Here is a 19,488-nt window from a genome sequence, read left to right as displayed (position 1 = left end):
TTCGAGGGTTCCGGGGTACGGAAACAGCCTAGACGGTCCGCTGTCGCGTGGCGTACGGTCACGCGCGCGACGCGGGCTTAGGCTCCGGATATGGCAAGCGACCTCGGCGCGGCGCCCGCGGACTTCCGCGCGGCGCTGCTGTCGCTGCGCGACGCCCCCACGCATCCGCTCGTGGCCCTCACCGAGGTGCCAGCCCCCGGGCGCATCGCGCCCTTCGCCGCCGCGATCTCTGGTGACCTCGACGGTGACGGCTTCGACGCGTCCGGGCGGTTCGTGATCCTCCACGACCCCGCGGGACAGCCCGCGTGGGAGGGGACGATGCGCGTGATCGCCCTCGTGAAGGCGACGGTCGAGTCCGAGGTGGGCCGCGACGACCTGTGGGGAGAGGTCGCATGGTCGTGGCTCACCGAGTCGCTCGCCGGTGCACCGCACCGCGCCAGGGGCGGTACCGTCACCAAGGTGACCTCGGAGTCGTTCGGCGAACTCGCGGACCGACCCGACGAGGTCACGATCGAGCTGAGGGCGTCGTGGACGCCCACCACCACCGACCTCGCGCCGCACATCGCGGCGTGGACAGAACTGATGGCGGCCTGCGCGGGCGTCCCGCCGACACCCGAGGGTGTGCGCGCGCTGCCGGGAAGGACCGCGTGACCCAGCCCGCCGCATCGTCCCCTGAGGACGCCGCTACCCCTCCGTCCGAGGACGCCTCACCACTCATCCCGCTCACCGAGCCCGAGGGAGGCGTGCCCGACATCATCGACACGCCCGAGGCTCTCGCGCGGGCGTGCGAGGCATTCGCCGCGGGCACCGGTCCCGTGGCAGCGGATGCCGAGCGCGCCTCGGGCTTCCGGTATGGCCAGGCCACGTACCTCGCGCAGTTCAAGCGCGAGGGCGCGGGCATCGCGCTGATCGACACCGATGCGCTGCCTGACCTCAGCAGCTTTGGCGAGGCGCTCGGCGACGCGGAGTGGGTCTTCCACGCGGCGAGCCAGGACCTGCCAGGCATGAGGGACCTGGGGATGCGCCCGGCGCGGATCTTCGACACCGAACTGGGTGCGCGGCTGCTCGGGTGGCCCAAGGTGGGCCTGGCGGCGGTGGTCGAGCGCGAACTCGGATTCGTGCTCGCCAAGGAGCACTCGGCGCAAGACTGGTCGACCCGCCCGCTTCCCCACGCGTGGCTCGTGTATGCCGCTCTCGACGTCGAGGTGTTGCTCGACCTGCGTGTGCGCCTAGGCGCGCACCTCGACGCCGCGGGCAAGAGCGAGTGGGCGCGCCAGGAGTTCGAGGCCGTGCGCCTCGCTCCCCCGCCCGAGCCTCGCGAGGAGCCGTGGCGGCGCACGTCCGGATCTCACCTGTTGCGCGACCAGCGTCAGCTAGCGATCGTCAAGGCGCTGTGGGAGGCACGGGACGCGGAGGCCCGTCGCCGCGACATCTCCCCCGGTCGTGTGCTGCGCGACCAGGCGATCGTGGCCGCGGCCATGGCCAAGCCGCGCACGCTCGACGACCTGATCGCGGTGCGCGAGTTCCAGTCGAAGGGCACGCGCCGCCGCGCCCCGCAGTGGCACGCGGCGATCGCGCAGGCGCTCGCTCTCGAGGAGCGCGAACTGCCCGCACGACGCGCGCCTCAGGGCGACGGTCCACCGCAGCAGCGCATGTGGAAGGAGAAGCGGCCCGAGGCCTTTGCCCGGCTCAACGCCGCGCGCGCCATCATCGGCGCTCTCGTGGAGCGTCACGACGTCCCCGCGGAGAACCTCCTCCAGCCCGACGCGTTGCGTCGCGCGTGCTGGGAGTACCCGGGCGGCGGCGAGACGTGGATTCGCACGTTCCTCGCGTCGCGCGGAGCCCGCCCGTGGCAGATCGACCTGGTGGCCCCCGAGCTCGCGGCTGCCTTCGACGCGCTCGCCCCTGCTCCTGCCGCCACCCCCGCGCCCGCGGAGGACTGAGGCCTCGGCCTCGCGCCCCGCGGCGTCGGGAGACGCCGCGGGTCAGTCCTGCTCGAGCCTCGCGAGAGTCGCATCCGCGATCGCGGACGGGTCGAGACCCAGGTCGTCCACGATCTGCGCGCGTGTCGCGTGCTGGAGGAACTCGCGCGGCACGCCGTGGTGTGCCCACTCCGCGCGTACGCCCGCCAGCCGCGCGTACGCGGCCCACTCCTCGCCGATCCCGGCATCGGTCAGGCCATCCTCGACCGTCACGACCAGGTCGGCGCCCGCGATGAGTTCCTCGAGCCCCTCGGGCACCGGGTGCACCCACGTCGCCGTCGCGGCGAGGGTCGCGAACCCGTCCGCGGCGATCTTCTCGGCGGCGCCGACCGCCGTGGTCGCCATCGATCCCAGGCCCACGACCACCACGCGGGGGTTGTCGCCGTGCTCGGCAATCACGTCGAGGTCGCCGACCCTACGCAGCGCAGGCACGGGCGCCCCGACCGCTCCCTTGGGGTAGCGCACCACGGTCGGCGCATCGTCGACCTCGATGGCGTCGCGCAGCGCGGACCTCAGGGTCGGCTCGTCGCGCGGCGCGGCGAGCCGCAGCCCGGGCACGTGGCGCAGCAACGCCATGTCCCACATGCCGTTGTGGCTCGGGCCGTCGTCGCCCGTGATTCCCGCGCGGTCGAGCATGAAGGTCACGCCCGCGCGGTGCAGCGCGACGTCCATGAGCACCTGGTCGAACGCGCGGTTGAGGAACGTGGCGTACACGGCGACCACGGGGTGGAGGCCCGCGTATGCGAGTCCCGCGGCGCTCGTCACCGCATGCTGCTCCGCGATCCCGACGTCGATCACGCGCTCGGGATAGCGGTCCGCGAGCGGCTGGAGACCCACGGGAGCGAGCATCGCGGCGGTGAGCGCGACCACGTCGGGTCGCTCCTGCGCGATCTCGACAATCTCGTCCGCGAACACCGACGTCCACCCGAAGCGCGACGCCTCGATAGGCAGGCCCGTCTCGGGGTGGATCTGGCCCACCGCGTGGAAGCGGTCGGCCGCGTCCTGCTCCGCGGGAATGTACCCGCGACCCTTCTCGGTGAGCACGTGCACGATCACGGGGCCGCCAAAGTCCCGCGCCTGCGCGAGCGCGGTCTCGACATGGCGAAGGTCGTGGCCGTCGATCGGGCCGATGTACTTGAGCCCCAGGTCCGAGAACACGCCGGGGTCGGTGAGCAGGCCCTTGAGCGCACGCTTGCCGTGCATCACGGACAGGTACGCGAAGTTGCGCAGCCGTCCGCGGTTCTCGAAGGTGCGCTTGCCCCAGCCCAGGAAGTCCTCGTAGCGACGGTCGATGCGGATGCCGTCGAGCTTGCGCGCGAGACCGCCGATGGTCGGCGCGTACGAGCGCCCGTTGTCATTGACGACCACCACGACCCGGTCGCGCGAGTCGCCGAGCGAATTGAGCGCCTCCCAGGCCATGCCTCCCGTGAGCGCGCCGTCGCCGATCACGGCGACCGTGGTGCGGCCGGTCTCGCCGCGCAGGGTGTGCCCCCGCGCGATGCCCGCGGCCCACGACAGCGCGGTCGAAGCGTGGGAGTTCTCGACGATGTCGTGGACGCTCTCCTGGCGCGCGGGATAGCCCGCGAGCCCTCCGCGCCTGCGCAGCGACGAGAAGTCCTGGCGTCCCGTGAGGAGCTTGTGCACGTACGACTGGTGGCCGGTGTCGAAGACGATCGAGTCGTGGGGCGACTCGAACACCCGGTGGATGCCGATCGTGAGCTCGACCACGCCCAGGTTGGGGCCCAGGTGTCCCCCGGTGCGTGACACGTTGTCGACCAGGAAGTCGCGAATCTCCGAGGACAACTCGGAGAGCTCCGGATAGGTCAAGCCACGCAGATCACGAGGCGACCCGATGCGCTCCAGCACGCGACACTCCTTACCTGTGGGACCTCCCACTGTACGACCTGACGGGTACGGCCCCGCCTGGCGTAGACAACGCCGGACGGGGCCGTTCCGTTTCCTCCGTGCTAGACCAGCGACCTCAGCACGTACTGCAAGATGCCGCCGTTGCGGAAGTAGTCCGCCTCGCCGGGGGTGTCGATCCGCACGGTCGCGTCGAACTCCACGACCGAGCCGTCGGCCTTGGTCGCGCGCACGGGAAGCGTGCGCGGGTGCTCGCCTGCGGAGAAGGCGGACACTCCGACGATGTCGAAGGCCTCGGTCCCGTCGAGTCCGAGCGAGGCGGCGGACTCGCCGGCGGGGAACTGCAGCGGCAGCACGCCCATGCCGATGAGGTTCGAGCGGTGAATGCGCTCGAAGCTCTCCGTGATGACCGCGCGCACGCCCAGCAGGCTCGTGCCCTTGGCCGCCCAGTCGCGCGAGGATCCCGATCCGTACTCCTTGCCCGCGAGCACCACGAGCGGCACGCCGGCCTCGGCGTATGCGACGGACGCGTCGTAGATCGTGGTCTGCTCGCCCGTGAGCAGGTTGCGGGTGAAGCCACCCTCGACGCCCGCGCCGTTGTTCTCCTGCGCGAGCAGTAGGTTGCGCAGGCGAATGTTGGCGAAGGTGCCGCGAATCATGACCTCGTGGTTGCCGCGGCGAGAGCCGTAGCTGTTGAAGTCCTTGCGGTCCACACCGTGCTCGGCAAGGTAGCGTCCGGCCGGGCTGTCGGGCTTGATCGATCCCGCCGGCGAGATGTGGTCGGTCGTCACCGAGTCACCCAGGAACGCGAGCACCCGCGCGCCCGCAATGTCCTCGACGGGCTCGGGCGTGAGGCCCATGCCCTCGAAGTACGGGGGCTTGCGCACGTACGTGGAGTCGGCGTCCCACTCGAAGGTCTTCCCCGCCGGGGTGGGCAGGGTCTGCCAGCGCTGGTCGCCCGCGAAGACGTCGGCGTAGTTCTTGTCGAACATCGCCTGGTCGATCGAGGACTGCACGATCGCCTCGACCTCGGACGCGTCGGGCCAGATGTCCCGCAGGTACACCGCGTTGCCCTGCGAGTCCGTGCCCAGGGGCTCGGTCTCGAAGTCGTGGTCCATCGTGCCCGCGAGCGCATACGCGATGACCAGCGGCGGCGAGGCCAGGTAGTTCATCTTCACGTCGGGGTTGATGCGGCCCTCGAAGTTGCGGTTGCCCGACAGCACCGAGACCACGGCGAGGTCGTGGGCGTTCACCACGTCGGAGACCTCCTGCGGCAGGGGGCCCGAGTTGCCGATGCACGTGGTGCAGCCGTAGCCCACCAGGTGGAAGCCCAGCGCCTCGAGGTCGGGCCACAGCCCGGCCTTCTCGTAGTAGTCCGTGACCACCTGCGAGCCGGGAGCCATCGACGTCTTGACCCACGGCTTGACCGAGAGGCCCTTGGCGTTGGCGTTGCGCGCGAGCAGCGCCGCGGCGAGCATGACGGACGGGTTCGACGTGTTGGTGCACGACGTGATCGAGGCGATCACGACGGCGCCGTGGTCGAGCTGCGTCTGCGTGCCGTCTGCCATGGTGAGCGGGACGTGCTTGTGCGGACGCGTGAGGGTCGTGGTGGCCTGCGCGTGCGCGGGCTCGGGCTCGTCGCCCGCGTGCTCCCCCGCCGCAATCGGGTCGGATGCGGGGAACGTCTCGTCGACCGACTCGTCGAGGCCGTGGAGGTCCTCGTGTGCGGCGTAGTCGAGGATCGACTCGCTGAACGCGGCCTTGGCCGAGGTCAACTCGATGCGGTCCTGCGGGCGCTTGGGTCCCGCGATGGACGGCACCACGGTCGACAGGTCGAGCTCGAGGTACTCGGAGTACGCGGCCTCACGCGAGGGGTCGTGCCACAGCCCCTGCTCCTTGCTGTACGCCTCGACCAGCGCGACCTGCTCGGGAGAGCGCCCCGTGAGGCGCAGGTAGTCGATGGTCACGGAGTCGATCGGGAAGATCGCGGCGGTCGAGCCAAACTCGGGGCTCATGTTGCCGATCGTCGCGCGGTTCGCGAGCGGCACCTGGCCCACGCCCTCGCCGTAGAACTCCACGAACTTGCCCACGACGCCGTGCGCGCGCAGCTTCTCGGTGATGGTCAGCACGACATCGGTCGCGGTGGCCCCCGCGGGGATCGCTCCCGTGAGCTTGAAGCCCACCACCTTGGGGATGAGCATCGACACCGGCTGGCCCAGCATCGCGGCCTCCGCCTCGATGCCTCCCACGCCCCAGCCCAGGACGCCCAGGCCGTTGATCATCGTGGTGTGCGAGTCGGTGCCCACGCACGAGTCGGGGTACGCCTGGGTCACCCCGCCCGCCTCGCGCGTCATGACGCCGCGCGCGAGGTACTCGAGGTTGACCTGGTGCACGATTCCCGTGCCGGGCGGCACCACCTTGAAGTTGTCGAAGGCCGTCTGGCCCCAGCGCAGGAACTGGTAGCGCTCGCGGTTGCGCTCGTACTCGAGGTCCGTGTTGCGCGCGAGCGCGTCCTTGCGCCCGAAGATGTCGATGACCACGGAGTGGTCGATGACCAGCTCGGCGGGAGCGAGCGGGTTGATCGACGTCGGGTCGCCGCCCAGCGCGGAGACCGCCTCGCGCATCGTCGCGAGATCGACGACGCAGGGCACCCCGGTGAAGTCCTGCATCACTACGCGCGCGGGGGTGAACTGGATCTCCGTGTCGGGCTCGGCGGTGGGATTCCACTCGGCGAGGGCCCGCACGTGGTCGGCGGTGATGTTCGCGCCGTCCTCGGTGCGCAGCAGCGCCTCCGCCAGGATCTTCAGCGAGTACGGCAGGCGCTCAAGCCCTGGTACCGCATCGAGCCTAAAGATCTCGTAGTGCTGATCGCCTACCGTCAGCGTCGACTTGGAACCTAGGGTGTTCGCGCTCATGCGTCTCCTCCGCGCTCGGGGGTCTCCCCACATCGGGCCTTCGCTCATCCTATCGGCCCTGCCTAGGGCCGAGGTCCCGGGGGTGCGGTCCTCCTCGGGTGGCGCCGATGCGGGGATTCAGTCGCGCTCGAAGGTCGCGACGGACTCGACGTGGTGGGTCATGGGGAACAGGTCGAAGCCCTCGGCCTCGGTCAGCCGATAGCCGTGTGCGTGCAGCAACGCGGTGTCGCGTGCGAGCGCCACGGGGTCGCACGCGACGTACACGAGCCGCCGTGCGCCGACCGCCGCCATCGCGTCGACCGTGCGCGCCCCGGCCCCCGACCGCGGCGGGTCGAGCACGATCGCGTCGACACCCGTGGGCCCCGACTCGAGAAAGGCACGGGTGTCCCCGTGGACGATGCTCGCGCCGGGAAGCGCGTGCACGTTGCGGCGCGCGTCGCGCGAAGCCCGCGCGTCCGACTCGACGGCGGTGACGGCGCGCCCCTGAGAGGCGAGTGCGACGGTGAAGAGCCCGGCACCCGAGTACAGGTCGAGCACGCTCGACGCGTCGCCCACACGGCGCAGCACCGCGTCGACCAGCACGCCGGGCGCCTCGCGATGCACCTGCCAAAAGCCCTCGACGTCGAGCTGGAAGTCCCATGCGCCCGCGGCGATCGCGACGTGCTCACGCACGCGGCGCGGCGCGTTGGGGCGGTGATCCGCGCGCCCCCCACGCCACGGCACGCCGTCGACCACGAGTCGCGGGTCCTCTCCGCCCGGCGCGACCGCGTGGATGCGGCTGCCGGCGGGGAAGCGCGACTCCAGGAGCGCGTCCTCGAGTGCGGGCGACGCGATCGGGAGGCGCGACAGCGCCCGCACCTCGCGCGAACGATGCAGGTGCATCGCGGGCCGCCCCTCGCTGTCCGCCACGACATCGGCGCGCGTGCGCCATCCCCACCCGGCCCTGGCATCGTCCCCCGGCGCGGCCGCGACCCCACCGGGAAACTCCCGATCCGCGAAGCGCACGAAGGACTCGCGCAGCACGGCGAGCTTCCACTCGCGCTGCGCGGGCAGCGCGACGTGGGACAGCTCTCCGCCGCCCACTCCCCCCGGCCCCGCCTCGGGCCACGCCGAGTCGACTCGGTCGGGCGAGGCCTCGAGCACCTCGACGGCGTCGGCGCGCCACAGCCTGGCGTCATCGCCTGCCTCGGTGAGGCGCGCGCGCACCATCTCACCCGGCAGCGCGTGGCGCACGAAGACCACGCGGCCCTCGTGCCGCGCGACGCAGTGGCCGCCGTGCGCGACGGCCCCGATCGACAGTTCGATCAGGTCAGTCATCACTGGGCCTCCGTTGATTCGACGTGCGGGATCTCGCGGGTGAGCGTGTCGGGCGCCTCGTAGGACAGCGCCGACTCGAGGTGCCACGGCACAGCGGCCACCACCACCCGCGGGATGGACAACAGCTTCTGGCGCAGTCGCATCGACGCGCGGTTGTGGAGGAATCGCTCCCACCACCTGCCCACGATGTACTCGGGAACGTAGACGACCACCATGTCGCGCGGAGAGCCACGGTGAATCGACTTCACGTGCTCGAGCACGGGCGCGACCAGGTCACGATACGGGGAATCGAGGACCACGAGCGGGATGCTGAGGCGCAACTCGCTCCAGCGGCGCTGGAGATCGCGTGTCGCCGCCTTGTCGACCTGCACCGCGACCGCCTCGATCGTGGAGTGGCGCGCCGCGTTGGCGTACGCGATCGCTCGCAGCGCGGGCCGGTGAAGCTGGGCGACGAGGACGATTCCGTGGGTGGCGGAGGGACGCGCGGCGGCCGGGTCGTCGGGCAGGATCGCGAGCTGGCGGCGGACGTCGGCGTAGTGCGCGTCGATGCCGCGCATGAGGAAGACGAGTCCGGTCACGAGCACGAGCGCGAACCACGCGCCTGCGAGGAAGTTGAAGACGGCGATGACGATCCACACCGCGGCCGCGACGCCCGCGGCCGCCCCGTGCAGGACGCGGGCGCCCATCATGCGCAGGCGGGTGCGCCCCGTGGGCTGCAGCGCGATGCGCGCGGTCTGCAGGCGGATCATCGCGAGCTGGCTCAGCACGATCGCGGCGAAGGCGCCGATCAGGTACATGTGCACGAGCTGCTCGAGGCGTGCCCCCGTCGCGACGACGATCACCGCGGACGCGCACGCGACCCACAGCACGCCCCCGCGGAACACGAGCCGCTCGCTCTGCTGGCCGAGCTGGCGCGGCAGATACGAGTCGCGCGCGAGCAGCGACGTGAGACCGGCAAAGCGCCGGAACACGGCCGATGCCGCGGCGTAGAGGATGCCGACGGTCGGGATCGTGACCGCGAGCACGACCCAGAACGAGCCGGAGATGCGCTCTGTGACCTGCAGCAGCGCGGGCCCCTCTTGCCATCCCGAGACGCGATAGCGCCACATCATCAGCGTGACGCCGAGGAAGGCCACCGCGCCGACCAGGACCGCCACGATCACGGTGCGTCCCGCCCGCTGACCGCGCGGCTCGGCGTGATACGGCGCGGAGGACGACAGGTGGTCGATGCCGGTGAGCATCACCGCGCCCGAGGCGATCGCCCCCGCGAAGGCGAGGGCCGAGGACCAGGTCGCCTGCGCGGGGCTGGTGGTGAGCGGCGTGACGTCGTCGCGCAGGACGCCCGCGATCACCACGAGAACCACGACGAGGAGGAAGCCGAACCACACGCCGAGCAGGACGCGCGAGCGCTCGCGGATGCCGCGCAGGTTTGCGAGCGTCATGACCGCGATCGCGGTGAGGGCGAGCGGCACGTGCCAGCCGTCGATCGCGGGCACCACGAACCCCACGAAGTGCGCGATCGCCGCAACCGACACCGCCACGGTGAAGATGTAGTCGACCAGCAGGGATGCGCCCGTGACCACGCCCGCGCCGGGGCCCAGCCGGTCGCGCACGATGCCGTAGTCGCCGCGCTCGTCGGGCTGCTTGCGCACGTTCGAGCGATACGCGAAGCCGAGCAGCACCATGATCGCGACCACGGCGCCGGCCATCCACGGCAGGCTCGACTGCACGCCGCCTCCGCGCAGCGCGTCGATCACGGCGTCGGGCGCATACGCGACCGTCGACAGCAGGCTCGCGCCGAACACCGGAAGCGCGACGCGCGTGCGCAGGGCAGCGCGATACGCACGCTCTGTCGCGATGGGACGCCCGAACACCAGCAGTTTCAGGCCCTCGAGAAACCTCCGCACGTCGCACCATCCTAGGCTCATCGGGTATAGCGTGGGTTGCCGTGCACATCGTGATCATGGGCTGCGGCCGAACAGGGGCCACCCTCGCGACCGAGTTTGAGGCCCGCGGCCACACGGTGGCGGTCATCGACCAGTCGGGAGACGCGTTCCGCCGGTTGCCCTCGAGCTTCAAGGGCCAGCGCATCACCGGCATCGGCTTCGACCGCGACACGCTGGTATCCGCCGGTGTCGAGGACGCGTACGGCTTCGCGGCGGTGTCCGACGGCGACAACTCCAACATCCTCGCGGCGCGCGTCGTGCGCGAGACGTACGGCATCGAGAACGTCGTGGCGCGCATCGCCGACTTCGGGCGCGCCGAGGTCTACCGCCGCCTGGGCATCCCCACGGTCGCGCCGGTGCCGTGGACCGCCGCGCAGATCGTCACGCGCCTCCTGCCGGGCGGCAGCGACGACCTCTTCGATGACCCCTCGGCCGGAGTGAGCCTGCGCCGGCTGCCCGTCGACCCCGCATGGGTCGGGCGCCGCTACACCGAGCTTCAGGAACGGTCGGGGGCGCGGGTCGCGTACCTCGTGAGATTCGGAGAGCCGCTCCTGCCGGTCACCGACACCCGCGTCCAAGAGGGCGACGAGGCCTACTTCGCGCTCGTGCGCGGCGCGGAGCTCGATCCCGCGCGCGTCACGGGTCGCTCCCCGGAGGTCACCCGATGAAGGTCATGATTGCGGGAGCGGGATCGGTCGGTCGGTCGATCGCCCGCGACCTGCTCGAGCACGGCCACGAGGTGCTGCTCATCGACTCGAGCCCCGCCGCGATGCGCGTCGCCCAGGTCGCGGAGGCGGAGTGGATGCTCGCCGACGTGTGCGAGATGTCGGCGCTTCGCGACGCGCAGATCGAGACGATGGACGTCGTCGTCGCCGCCACGGGAGACGACAAGGCCAACCTGGTCGTGTCGTTCCTCGCCAAGACGGAGTTCGGGGTGCCGCGCACCGTCGCGCGCGTCAACAATCCCCGCAACGAGTGGATGTATGACGCCCAGTGGGGCGTCGACGTCGCGGTCTCGACGCCGCGCATCATGACCGCCATGGTCGAGGAGGCCGTTGCGGTGGGCGACCTGGTGCGGGTCTTCACGTTCCGCCAGTCGGGCGCCTCGATGATCGAGGTCACCCTGCCGGCGGCCTCACCCGTCGTGGGCGTGATCCTGCGCGAGATTCAGTGGCCGGTCGACATCGTGCTTGCCGCGATCGTGCGCGGCGACAGGACCATCGCGCCGTCGCCCGATGACACGCTGGAGGCGCACGACGAACTGATGTTTATCGTGTCGTCTGAGGCGGATCCTGAGGCTCTGGAGCACCTTCTGCGCCACGGGCCAGCAGCCATACGCCCCACAGCGTGAGCGCGAAGAGCGGCACGCCCATCGCGAGTTTCGCGGTGCCGAGGGCCGCGACAGCTCCCGCCAAGTACAGCGGCACCTGGACGGCGAGGCGCAGCACAAACATGCCTGCCACCACGCCCGAGGCCAGCTGATACCTGCGCCGCTCGGCAGGGCGCTCGCGCCACGACGTTCCCTCACCGCGAATGAGGCCCATGACCACGCCGACGATGGGCCATCCGACGGCCATCGACAGCAGCACGCCTGCGAGGTACGCGGCGTTGACCCACAACCCGGGCACGAAGTACCCGGAGGCGTCGCCCGAGCGCCAGGCCCACACGGCACCGATCGCGACGCCCACGGCACCGGACAGCGCCTGGGTCGCGGGGGTGCGCTGAATGAGTCGCACCGCGACGAGCACCGCCATGACCGCGACGGACGCGATGACGGGGATTCGGAAGCCTCCCCAGCCCAGATAGGCCACCACGAAGACGATGCCCGGTGCGGCGGATTCGACGAAGCCCCGCCACCCCCCGATCGCGTCCTGCACCGAGAACGAGTCGCCCCCGAGCAGTCGCGCGGCCTTCGAGTCCTCGGCGCTCATGCGACGGGCGCCAGCTCGTAGCGCGGGTTGTACAGGCGCATGACCGAGTCCGACTCGCACACCCGGCCCTCGAGAGCAATCCGCGAACCGGGCGTGATGCCGGGCACCTCGCGCCGGCCCATGAACACGGCGTCGATGCGGCCCGTGCCGTCGTCGAGTCGGAGGGTGAACGCAGGAGGCGCGTCACTCGGTTCGACCTGGACCGCGAGCACGCGGCCGGAGACGCGTGCCATCTCGCGCGGTCGCACCTGCGCGATCGTGATCGTCGGGGTCGAGGTCACGACTGCCCCGTCGATCCAAAGCCGCCCTCGCCCCGGTGAGACCCGGGAAGGGACTCGACGGGCACGAACAGCGCGCGCTCGACGCGCTGGATCACCAGCTGAGCGATCCTGTCGCCACGCTTGAGCGTCACGGTGTCGCGCGCGTCCGTGTTGAGGAGCGTCACCGCGATCTCCCCGCGATAGCCGGCATCGACCGTGCCGGGGGCGTTGACGATCGTGATCCCCGCGCGGGCCGCGAGGCCCGAGCGGGGGTGAACGAACGCCGCGTAGCCGTCGGGCAATGCGACGCGCAGTCCCGTGGGAACGGTCGCCCGCTCCCCCGGCGCCAGCGTGACGTCGACCCGCGTGGTGATGTCGGCCCCGGCGTCGCCGGGGTGCGAGTACTGCGGGAGCGGCACGCCCGGCTCGGTCGTGCTGACGAGGATCTCAGGGGTGGCCATGCGTCAGGCCGCGCACTCCGAGCAGATCGGCTGGTCGCCCTTGAAGGTCGCGAGCTGGCTGCGGTGGTGCACCAGGAAGCAGGACATGCAGGTGAACTCATCCTGCTGAGGAGGAAGCACGCGAACGGACAGTTCCTCCCCCGACAGGTCGGCCCCGGGGAGTTCGAAGCCCTCGGCGGCCTCCGTCTCGTCCTCGTCGACCACGCCGGAGCTCTTGTCCGCGCGGCGAGCCTTCAGCTCCTCGATGGAGTCTGCCGAAATCTCGTCGTCGGTCTTGCGCGGCGCGTCGTAATCCGTTGCCATGCGGCCTCAGTCCCTTCCACGATGCCAGCGGCTCGGCTGAGCCTGTGGCTGTCTAATGCCCCAGAGGCAACATTTGTTCCCTTGCGGCGCACGCATTGTGCCCCATCCCACGCGAGAAAGCGACTCGTGCGCTCTCGCGGGGGCGGCGCGCCGCCGTCAGCGGTCCCCCGCCCCCGACTCGAGGAGGGCGTCGCGCAGCCCTGGCCACGCATCGGGATGCGCCGCGATGAGCATGCGGGAGTCGGCGGGGCCACCGTCGAGACCGCCCACACGCAGTCCCGACTCCTGGGCGATGAGCGCCCCTGCCGCGAAGTCCCACGGGTGCAGACCCTCCTCGTAGTAGGCGTCGACCATGCCCGCGGACACGTGGCACAGGTCGACCGAGGCCGCGCCGAGCCGGCGGATGTCCCGCACCCGCGGGAGCAGCCGCGCCACCACCTCGCCCTGTCGCGCGCGACGCTCCGCGGTGTACTGGAAGCCGGTCGCGACGAGCGACTCGTCGAGCGAGGGCCCGCGATCGCGCCACAACGGCACCCCCGCGCGCCGCGCGCCTTCTCCGCGGGCCGCGGTCCACACGACCCCCGAGGCGTCGACCACCGCCCCGGCCTCGAGGCGCCACTCGCGCACGTCGCGCGGTCCGCTGACCGCGGCAACCGAGACCGCGTAGTGCGGGAGGCCGTAGAGGTAGTTCACCGTGCCGTCGATCGGGTCGACCACCCAGGTGATGCCCGAGGTTCCACCGACGTCCTCGCCCTCCTCGCCCCACACGCCATCGGCGGGTCGTAGCGCGGAGAGCCGCTCGCGCAGCAGTCGCTCCGATGCGAGATCCATCTGGGTGACCACGTCCACCGCCGAGGACTTGGTGTGGGCGACCCTCGCATCGGCCCTCCCCTCGACAATGAGGCGTCCGGCCTCCCTCGCGACGGTGGCGGCGACCTCGAGCAGTGCGGAGGGTGTGACCATGGGCTCATCGTAGGCGGAGGGCAATGCGGCCGGTCCGGGGTGTCGCGCTCCCCCATGAGTCGCGCCGTGGCACCCTGATGCCATGACTCGCCTCACCCTCGTGGGTCCCTCCGAGGACGGTCTCCACCTCGTCGTGGAGTCCGAGTCGGGCGACCGCTTCGAGCTTCCCCTGTCCGACGAGCTCCGCCACGCGGTGCGCTACACCCGACCGAGCCACGTGAGGCCCGCGGCGGACGAGGACGCGGATGCCCCGTCGATGTCGCCGCGCGAGATCCAGCAGCGCATCCGTGCGGGACTCACGGCAGCCGAGCTCGCGGAGCTGACCGGCATGACCGTCGCGACGATCGAGAAGTACGAGGGCCCCGTGGCGGCCGAGCGCGGCTACATCGCGGGCCTGGCGCGCGAGACCAGGATCGGCCGCGACGCGAGCGCTCCTCAGCTCGGGGAACTCGTCACCGATCGCCTGGCGGCGCGAGGCGTCGACCCCGAGACGGTGGTCTGGGACGCGTGGCGCGAGGCCGACGAGCCGTGGAAGGTCGCGGCCGACTACCGCGTGTCCGGCCGGTCGGTGCGCGCGCTGTGGACGTTCGATCACACCGCCCGCACGGTCACGGCGGAGGACGAAGAGGCGCGCTGGCTGTCGGAGACGGAGCTGCTCGACGTGCCGATCCCCCGCCGCCACCTCAGCGCGGTGCGCGAGGCGGAGGCGGACGCCGCGCTCCCTCTCCAGGCGACGCGCCCCCCTGCCCCCGCGACCGAGCCCACGCCCGTGGTGCGCGTCGAGGGAGACCAGGCCGAGGTCGACATCGTCTTCGCGGCTCCGGTCGAGACCCAGACCGAGCTTCTCCTCGAGGACCTCGACCTGCGCCGCGGCACCCGCGAGGCCGTCGCCGAGCCCGACGAGGATGACGACGAGTTCGAGGGCTTCGGACCGGCACGTCGGCAGCGCGAGGCGGAGACCGGCTTCACCCACCCTGCCGGCCGCGCGCGCACGCCTCGGGTGGCTCCGGCCGTCGCTCCGGAGCCTGTGGCCGACGCCGAGCCGGCCGAGCGCAGGACTCCCGCCAAGCGCGGACGGGCCTCGGTGCCTAGTTGGGACGAGATCGTCTTCGGCGCGAAGAACGACCAGGGCTGAGCCCGCTCCCTACGCCGCGACCAGCAGCGGGACGTCGAGTTCGTCGCGCGTGAGCGAGCCGTGCACTCCGATCAACGCGAGGGCCTGATCCGACTGCGTCCGTGAGTCGACCACCGTCGCGCGACCCGCCATCGCGACCACGACGTCGCCGATCCGCTCGGTCACGTGCGCCGAGACGGGCCCGAACAGGCCCAGCGCGATCGCCTCGTGTCGCTCCCACACCGCGGCATCGTCGCCCAGGATCTCGCGCCATCGCGACGCGACCGCCCGCGCCTCACGGGCATCGTCCGTGTGGAGGTGAATCGCGCGGGGCTCCCCCGCCACGAGGCGCACACCCCGCGCGAGTTCGGGCTCCCGGCCCACGTCCCAGCGCGGTGCCCCGGTCACGTCGACCATGCCGTGGTCGGCCGTCACCACCATCGCCGCGCCCCTCGGGAGCCGCGCGCGCAGGCGGCGCAGTTCCCCGTCGGCCGCCTCGAGAGCGGACACCCACGCGTCCGACTGCCATCCGTGCTTGTGCCCTGCGGCGTCGATGTCGCCCCAGTAGCAATACGTCAGCCCGGGCGTGCGGGCCTGGGCGATCGCCTGGTCCACGCGCGCCTCAAGGGTCTCCGCGCCCACGAACCGTCCGCCCGACAGTGCCGCGCGCGTGAGTCCCGAGCCGGCGAAGCGTCGCTTGCCGAGCGACACGACCGCCACCCCTGCGGCCTCCGCCGCCGCGAGCAGTGACCGCTCGCGCTGCCACTCGTGCGGCTCCTCGGCCCCTTCCCACGACACGAGGTTGGCCGCGCCACCCGTGTGAGGATTGTGCGCCGTGTATCCGGTCATGCCCGTCGCGCCCGCGGCCCGTCCCGTGCCGAACAGCGCGAGGGACGTGGCGGTCGTGGTGGGGAAACCTGCGGTGATGACCGCCGACTCGGTGGAGCGCAGGAAGGGCGCGTGACCGCGGCGCGCGTCGAGCTGGTGGTGTCCGAGCCCGTCGAGCAGGACCACGACCACGTGCTCGGCGTGCGGGATGCCGAGGCGCGCGCGATCGGCCTCCGCGTCTCGGGTCACGACCGCGTCGCCCACGCCGATCGCGGCCAGGGCGGCGGGGAGCACGGCTCCGAGCTCGAGGCCGCCGTAGTCGGGGACGGACAGTCCGGCCGCAGCCAGCCGCCCGTCCGGGGTCACCCGCGCGCCCCGATCGCGCGCTGAAGTGCGCCGGCGAAGTCCTGGAGCGCGCGGATCGAGTCCGCCCCGTCGGCAATGAGGCTCACCCGGACCAGGATGTCGTCGGACGTGAGATTGCCGGTGTAGCCGTGGTCGGCCTCGCAGTTCTCGTCACCGCAGTTCGCCGGCTCGAGATCGAGTCGCGAGTGGACCGAGCCGCCCACCGCGAGCACCAGCTCGCTCGGCAGGTCGCCGGCGCGGAAGCGCTCGGGCTCGTGAACCACGTGGGTCATCGCGGTGTTGCGGATCGCGGTCAGCGCGGTGGTCTCGACCGTCGCCGACGCCTCATGGCCACCGCCGGGGACGTGTCCGGCACCGTCGTCCATGTGCACGCGCAGCAGCCGGGTGTCCGTGATGACCAGCACGGTCATGTGGCGGCGGACCTCGCGGTCGTCGAATGTGGTCTCGGCGTGGACAAAGTGGCCGCGCACGGACTCGTCGCCGATCGCGCCCCGCAGGACGGTGGTCGCGAGGGCGGGGTAATATCCGGCGGTCGTGACGGCCTGGTCAAGCGTCTGCGTCATGGCCGCTATTGTCTCACCTTCGAGGGCGGACCGGCCGCGTCCCCACCGGGAAGGCCCGTGGGGACGATGCGCGGGCCGGGTCTGCGGCCCGCGCGCCTGTGCGCGGGTGTCGGGACGGCACGAGACAATACGGTCCGGACCCTGACGGCCACCGCAGGGCCACACGGGTAGGACAGACGAGAGACAGAGGCGAAGAGATGACCGACGGACCGGACACGCAGATCGTCGACATCGACGTGAGCGCGGAGATGGAAGCGTCGTTCCTCGAGTACGCGTACTCCGTGATCTACTCGCGCGCCCTGCCCGACGCGCGCGACGGACTCAAGCCCGTCCAGCGGCGCATCGTCTACATGATGCAGGACATGGGACTGCGCCCCGACCGCGCCTACGTGAAGTCCGCGCGCGTCGTGGGCGAGGTCATGGGCAAGCTCCACCCGCACGGCGATTCCGCGATCTACGACGCGCTGGTGCGCATGGCGCAGTCGTTCTCTTTGCGCCTGCCGCTGGTCGACGGTCACGGCAACTTCGGCTCGCTCGACGACGGGCCTGCGGCCTCGCGCTACACCGAGGCCCGCCTCGCGCCCGCGTCGCTCGCGATGACGGAGAACCTCGATGAGGACGTGGTCGACTTCGTCGCGAACTACGACAACAAGCTGACGCAGCCCTCCGTCCTGCCCGCCGCGGTGCCCAACCTGTTGGTGAACGGCGCGGCGGGAATCGCGGTCGGCATGGCGACCAACATGGCGCCCCACAACCTCATCGAGGTGGTCGCCGCCGCACGCCACCTGCTCGACAACCCGCGCGCGACCCTCGACGAGCTCATGCGTTTCGTACCGGGCCCCGACCTTCCGGGCGGCGGAAAGATCGTGGGACTCGAGGGCGTCCGTGAGGCGTACGAGACGGGCCGAGGACGCTTTGTCACGCGCGCGACCACACGCGTCGAGAAGGTGTCGGCGCGCCGCCAGGGAATCGTCGTCACCGAGCTGCCGTACATGGTGGGACCCGAAAAGGTCATCGAGAAGATTAAGGACGGCGTCTCGAACAAGAAGCTTGAGGGAATCTCGGCCGTCACCGACCTCACGGACCGCCACCACGGCCTGAGGCTGGTCATCGAGGTCAAGAACGGCTTCAACCCCGAGGCCGTGCTCGAAAAGCTCTACCGCTACACGCCGCTCGAGGAGTCCTTCTCGATCAACAACGTCGCGCTCGTCGACGGCGAGCCGCGCACTCTCGGGCTCAAGGAGCTGCTGCAGGTGTGGGTCGCGCACCGCCTCGAGGTGGTGCGCAGGCGGTCGTCGTACCGGCTGCGCGCGCGCCGCGACCGGCTCCACCTCGTGGACGGCCTGCTCATCGCGATCCTCGACATCGACGAGGTCATCCAGATCATCCGTGCGGCCGACGACTCGGCGGTCGCGAAGGAGCGCCTGCGCACGGCCTTCGACCTGTCCGACATCCAGGCGGAGTACATCCTCGAGTTGCGCCTGCGGCGACTCACCAAGTTCTCGCGACTCGAGCTCGAGAACGAGAAGTCGCAGTTGCTCGCCGAGATCGCCGAACTCGAGGAGATCCTGGGGTCGGAAAGCGTCTTGCGCGCGGTGGTCGCACGCGAGATGGACGCCGCGGCGGCGGCACACGGCACGCCCCGTCGCACGATCCTCCTCGCGGACGGAGGTGCGCTTGCGCCAGCGGCCGCGGTCGGCGCGCGTGCCGGCACGAAGGCGCCCGCGCTCTCGATGGAGATCGAGGACTCCCCGTGCTACGCGCTGCTGTCCACGACGGGTCTCGTGGCGCGCACCACCTCCGACGAGCCGCCCGTGCGCGAGGGGCGCCGCAGCGCGCACGATGCCCTGCGCTCCGTGCTTCACACCTCGGCCCGCGCGGAGGTCGGCGTCGTGACCTCTCAGGGGCGCATCGTCCGCCTGTCCCTGCTCGACGTGCCCTCGCTCGCGCCCACGTCGGAGCCGCCGAGCCTCGGCGGCGGAACTCCCCTCGCCGAGCTCGTGACACTGGAGCGGGGCGAGGACGCGATCGCGCTCGTGCCGCTCGACGGCGCGGCGCCGATCGCGCTCGGGACCGCGCTCGGCGTGGTCAAGCGTGTCAAGGCCGACGACATCCCGTCGAAGGACGCGTGGGAGGCGATCACGCTCCAGGACGGCGACTCAGTCGTGGGTGCCGGGGCGGCCCCCGACGGCGACCGCCTCGTGTTCATCACGACCGACGCAAGCCTGCTCTACTTCGATGCCGCCCTGGTGCGCCCGCAGGGTCGCGCGGGCACCGGCATGGCGGGCATCAAGCTGGGACAGGACTCCCGCGTGACGTTCTTTGGCGCTCTCGGTGCCGACCTCAACGCGGCCGTCGCGACCATCGCCGGGCCCTCGGACGGGCTGCCCGGCACCGCGCCGGGCTCCGCAAAGTGGACCCCGCTCGCCGAGTACCCGACCAAGGGACGCGCGACGGGCGGCGTGCGAGCGCATCGCTTCCTCAAGGGCGAGGACACGCTCCTGCTCGCGTGGGCGGGACCTTCCCCGGCGCGCGCGAGCTCCGCTGCCGGACAGCCCATCGACCTTCCTGCCGAGCCGGGCAGGCGCGACGGCTCGGGCGCGGCGCTCACGGTCCCGGTCGCCGGAATCGGCTGAGCCGCGCGCGGCTCGGGCGGCTCGGGCGGCTCGGGCGGCC

17 protein-coding genes are annotated in these 19,488 nt (G+C 71.6%); 6 read left to right on the top strand and 11 right to left on the bottom strand.

What is annotated here, in order from left to right:
• The first annotated feature begins 90 nt into the window (after positions 1-90).
• Together ABEA62_RS01040 and ABEA62_RS01035 are read left to right on the top strand one after the other, a co-directional pair.
• Positions 91-651: a DUF3000 domain-containing protein gene (locus ABEA62_RS01040; RefSeq protein WP_286215840.1), complete on the top strand. Its 561-nt coding sequence runs from the start codon at positions 91-93 to the stop codon at positions 649-651.
• Positions 648-1,943 carry an HRDC domain-containing protein gene (locus ABEA62_RS01035; RefSeq protein WP_286215839.1) on the top strand — a complete coding sequence of 432 codons (1,296 nt, stop codon included), beginning with the start codon at positions 648-650 and terminating at the stop codon, positions 1,941-1,943. The genes ABEA62_RS01040 and ABEA62_RS01035 overlap by 4 nt, the downstream gene beginning before the upstream one ends.
• Before the next feature lie 42 nt (positions 1,944-1,985).
• Here ABEA62_RS01035 and dxs read toward each other — a convergent pair whose 3' ends face one another.
• The 4 genes from dxs to ABEA62_RS01015 all read right to left on the bottom strand — a co-directional run bounded on the left by dxs (position 1,986) and on the right by ABEA62_RS01015 (position 10,005).
• Positions 1,986-3,878: a 1-deoxy-D-xylulose-5-phosphate synthase gene (gene dxs / locus ABEA62_RS01030; protein ID WP_286215838.1), complete on the bottom strand. Its 1,893-nt coding sequence runs from the start codon at positions 3,876-3,878 to the stop codon at positions 1,986-1,988.
• Between the two features lie 71 nt (positions 3,879-3,949).
• Entirely contained in the window at positions 3,950-6,760 is a 2,811-nt protein-coding gene (locus tag ABEA62_RS01025) for an aconitate hydratase (protein WP_286215836.1), read from the bottom strand.
• 117 nt (positions 6,761-6,877) lie between these two features.
• Positions 6,878-8,077 (bottom strand): class I SAM-dependent RNA methyltransferase, encoded by a 1,200-nt coding sequence (locus ABEA62_RS01020; RefSeq protein WP_345378104.1) that lies wholly within the window; start codon positions 8,075-8,077, stop codon positions 6,878-6,880.
• Positions 8,077-10,005 carry an APC family permease gene (locus tag ABEA62_RS01015; RefSeq protein ID WP_345378101.1) on the bottom strand — a complete coding sequence of 643 codons (1,929 nt, stop codon included), beginning with the start codon at positions 10,003-10,005 and terminating at the stop codon, positions 8,077-8,079. Before ABEA62_RS01015 ends, ABEA62_RS01020 begins: the two co-directional genes overlap by 1 nt.
• Positions 10,006-10,025: 20 nt before the next feature.
• Between ABEA62_RS01015 and ABEA62_RS01010 the strand changes: the two genes are divergently transcribed.
• Both ABEA62_RS01010 and ABEA62_RS01005 read left to right on the top strand, forming a co-directional pair.
• Entirely contained in the window at positions 10,026-10,691 is a 666-nt protein-coding gene (locus ABEA62_RS01010; protein ID WP_286215834.1) for a potassium channel family protein, read from the top strand.
• Complete coding sequence (locus ABEA62_RS01005) at positions 10,688-11,374, top strand: potassium channel family protein (RefSeq protein ID WP_286215831.1); 687 nt, start codon at positions 10,688-10,690, stop codon at positions 11,372-11,374. Before ABEA62_RS01010 ends, ABEA62_RS01005 begins: the two co-directional genes overlap by 4 nt.
• Here the strand turns inward: ABEA62_RS01005 and ABEA62_RS01000 are convergent.
• The 5 genes from ABEA62_RS01000 to ABEA62_RS00980 all read right to left on the bottom strand — a co-directional run bounded on the left by ABEA62_RS01000 (position 11,292) and on the right by ABEA62_RS00980 (position 13,941).
• A complete protein-coding gene (locus ABEA62_RS01000; RefSeq protein WP_345378099.1) occupies positions 11,292-11,954 on the bottom strand; it encodes a DUF3159 domain-containing protein in 663 nt (220 codons plus the stop codon). The genes ABEA62_RS01005 and ABEA62_RS01000 overlap by 83 nt on opposite strands.
• Positions 11,951-12,235 carry an OB-fold nucleic acid binding domain-containing protein gene (locus ABEA62_RS00995; RefSeq protein ID WP_286215829.1) on the bottom strand — a complete coding sequence of 95 codons (285 nt, stop codon included), beginning with the start codon at positions 12,233-12,235 and terminating at the stop codon, positions 11,951-11,953. The genes ABEA62_RS01000 and ABEA62_RS00995 overlap by 4 nt, the downstream gene beginning before the upstream one ends.
• Positions 12,232-12,675: a dUTP diphosphatase gene (gene dut / locus ABEA62_RS00990; protein WP_286215828.1), complete on the bottom strand. Its 444-nt coding sequence runs from the start codon at positions 12,673-12,675 to the stop codon at positions 12,232-12,234. Before dut ends, ABEA62_RS00995 begins: the two co-directional genes overlap by 4 nt.
• A 3-nt stretch (positions 12,676-12,678) precedes the next feature.
• Positions 12,679-12,978, bottom strand: coding sequence for a DUF4193 domain-containing protein (locus ABEA62_RS00985; RefSeq protein WP_286215827.1), 300 nt, complete (start codon positions 12,976-12,978; stop codon positions 12,679-12,681).
• A gap of 156 nt (positions 12,979-13,134) precedes the next feature.
• Complete coding sequence (locus ABEA62_RS00980; RefSeq protein ID WP_286215826.1) at positions 13,135-13,941, bottom strand: inositol monophosphatase family protein; 807 nt, start codon at positions 13,939-13,941, stop codon at positions 13,135-13,137.
• Between the two features lie 82 nt (positions 13,942-14,023).
• On the opposite strand from ABEA62_RS00980, the gene sepH reads away from it, so the two are divergent.
• Positions 14,024-15,076, top strand: a complete 1,053-nt coding sequence (gene sepH / locus ABEA62_RS00975; protein WP_345378066.1) for a septation protein SepH — start codon at positions 14,024-14,026, stop codon at positions 15,074-15,076.
• A gap of 9 nt (positions 15,077-15,085) precedes the next feature.
• On the opposite strand, the gene ABEA62_RS00970 is transcribed toward sepH, so the two are convergent.
• Positions 15,086-16,249: an alkaline phosphatase family protein gene (locus ABEA62_RS00970; protein WP_286215825.1), complete on the bottom strand. Its 1,164-nt coding sequence runs from the start codon at positions 16,247-16,249 to the stop codon at positions 15,086-15,088.
• Positions 16,246-16,812 (bottom strand): DUF5998 family protein, encoded by a 567-nt coding sequence (locus tag ABEA62_RS00965; protein WP_286215824.1) that lies wholly within the window; start codon positions 16,810-16,812, stop codon positions 16,246-16,248. The genes ABEA62_RS00970 and ABEA62_RS00965 overlap by 4 nt, the downstream gene beginning before the upstream one ends.
• Positions 16,813-17,009: 197 nt before the next feature.
• Between ABEA62_RS00965 and ABEA62_RS00960 the strand changes: the two genes are divergently transcribed.
• Positions 17,010-19,448 carry a DNA gyrase/topoisomerase IV subunit A gene (locus tag ABEA62_RS00960; protein WP_345378060.1) on the top strand — a complete coding sequence of 813 codons (2,439 nt, stop codon included), beginning with the start codon at positions 17,010-17,012 and terminating at the stop codon, positions 19,446-19,448.
• Positions 19,449-19,488: the final 40 nt, after the last annotated feature.

It is taken from the genome of Demequina sediminis, from assembly GCF_039545075.1.
GTDB classification, from domain to species: Bacteria; Actinomycetota; Actinomycetes; order Actinomycetales; family Demequinaceae; genus Demequina; species Demequina sediminis.
The sequence above is the reverse complement of the archived record's forward strand: the minus strand, read 5'-3'. Positions and strand labels throughout refer to the sequence as shown.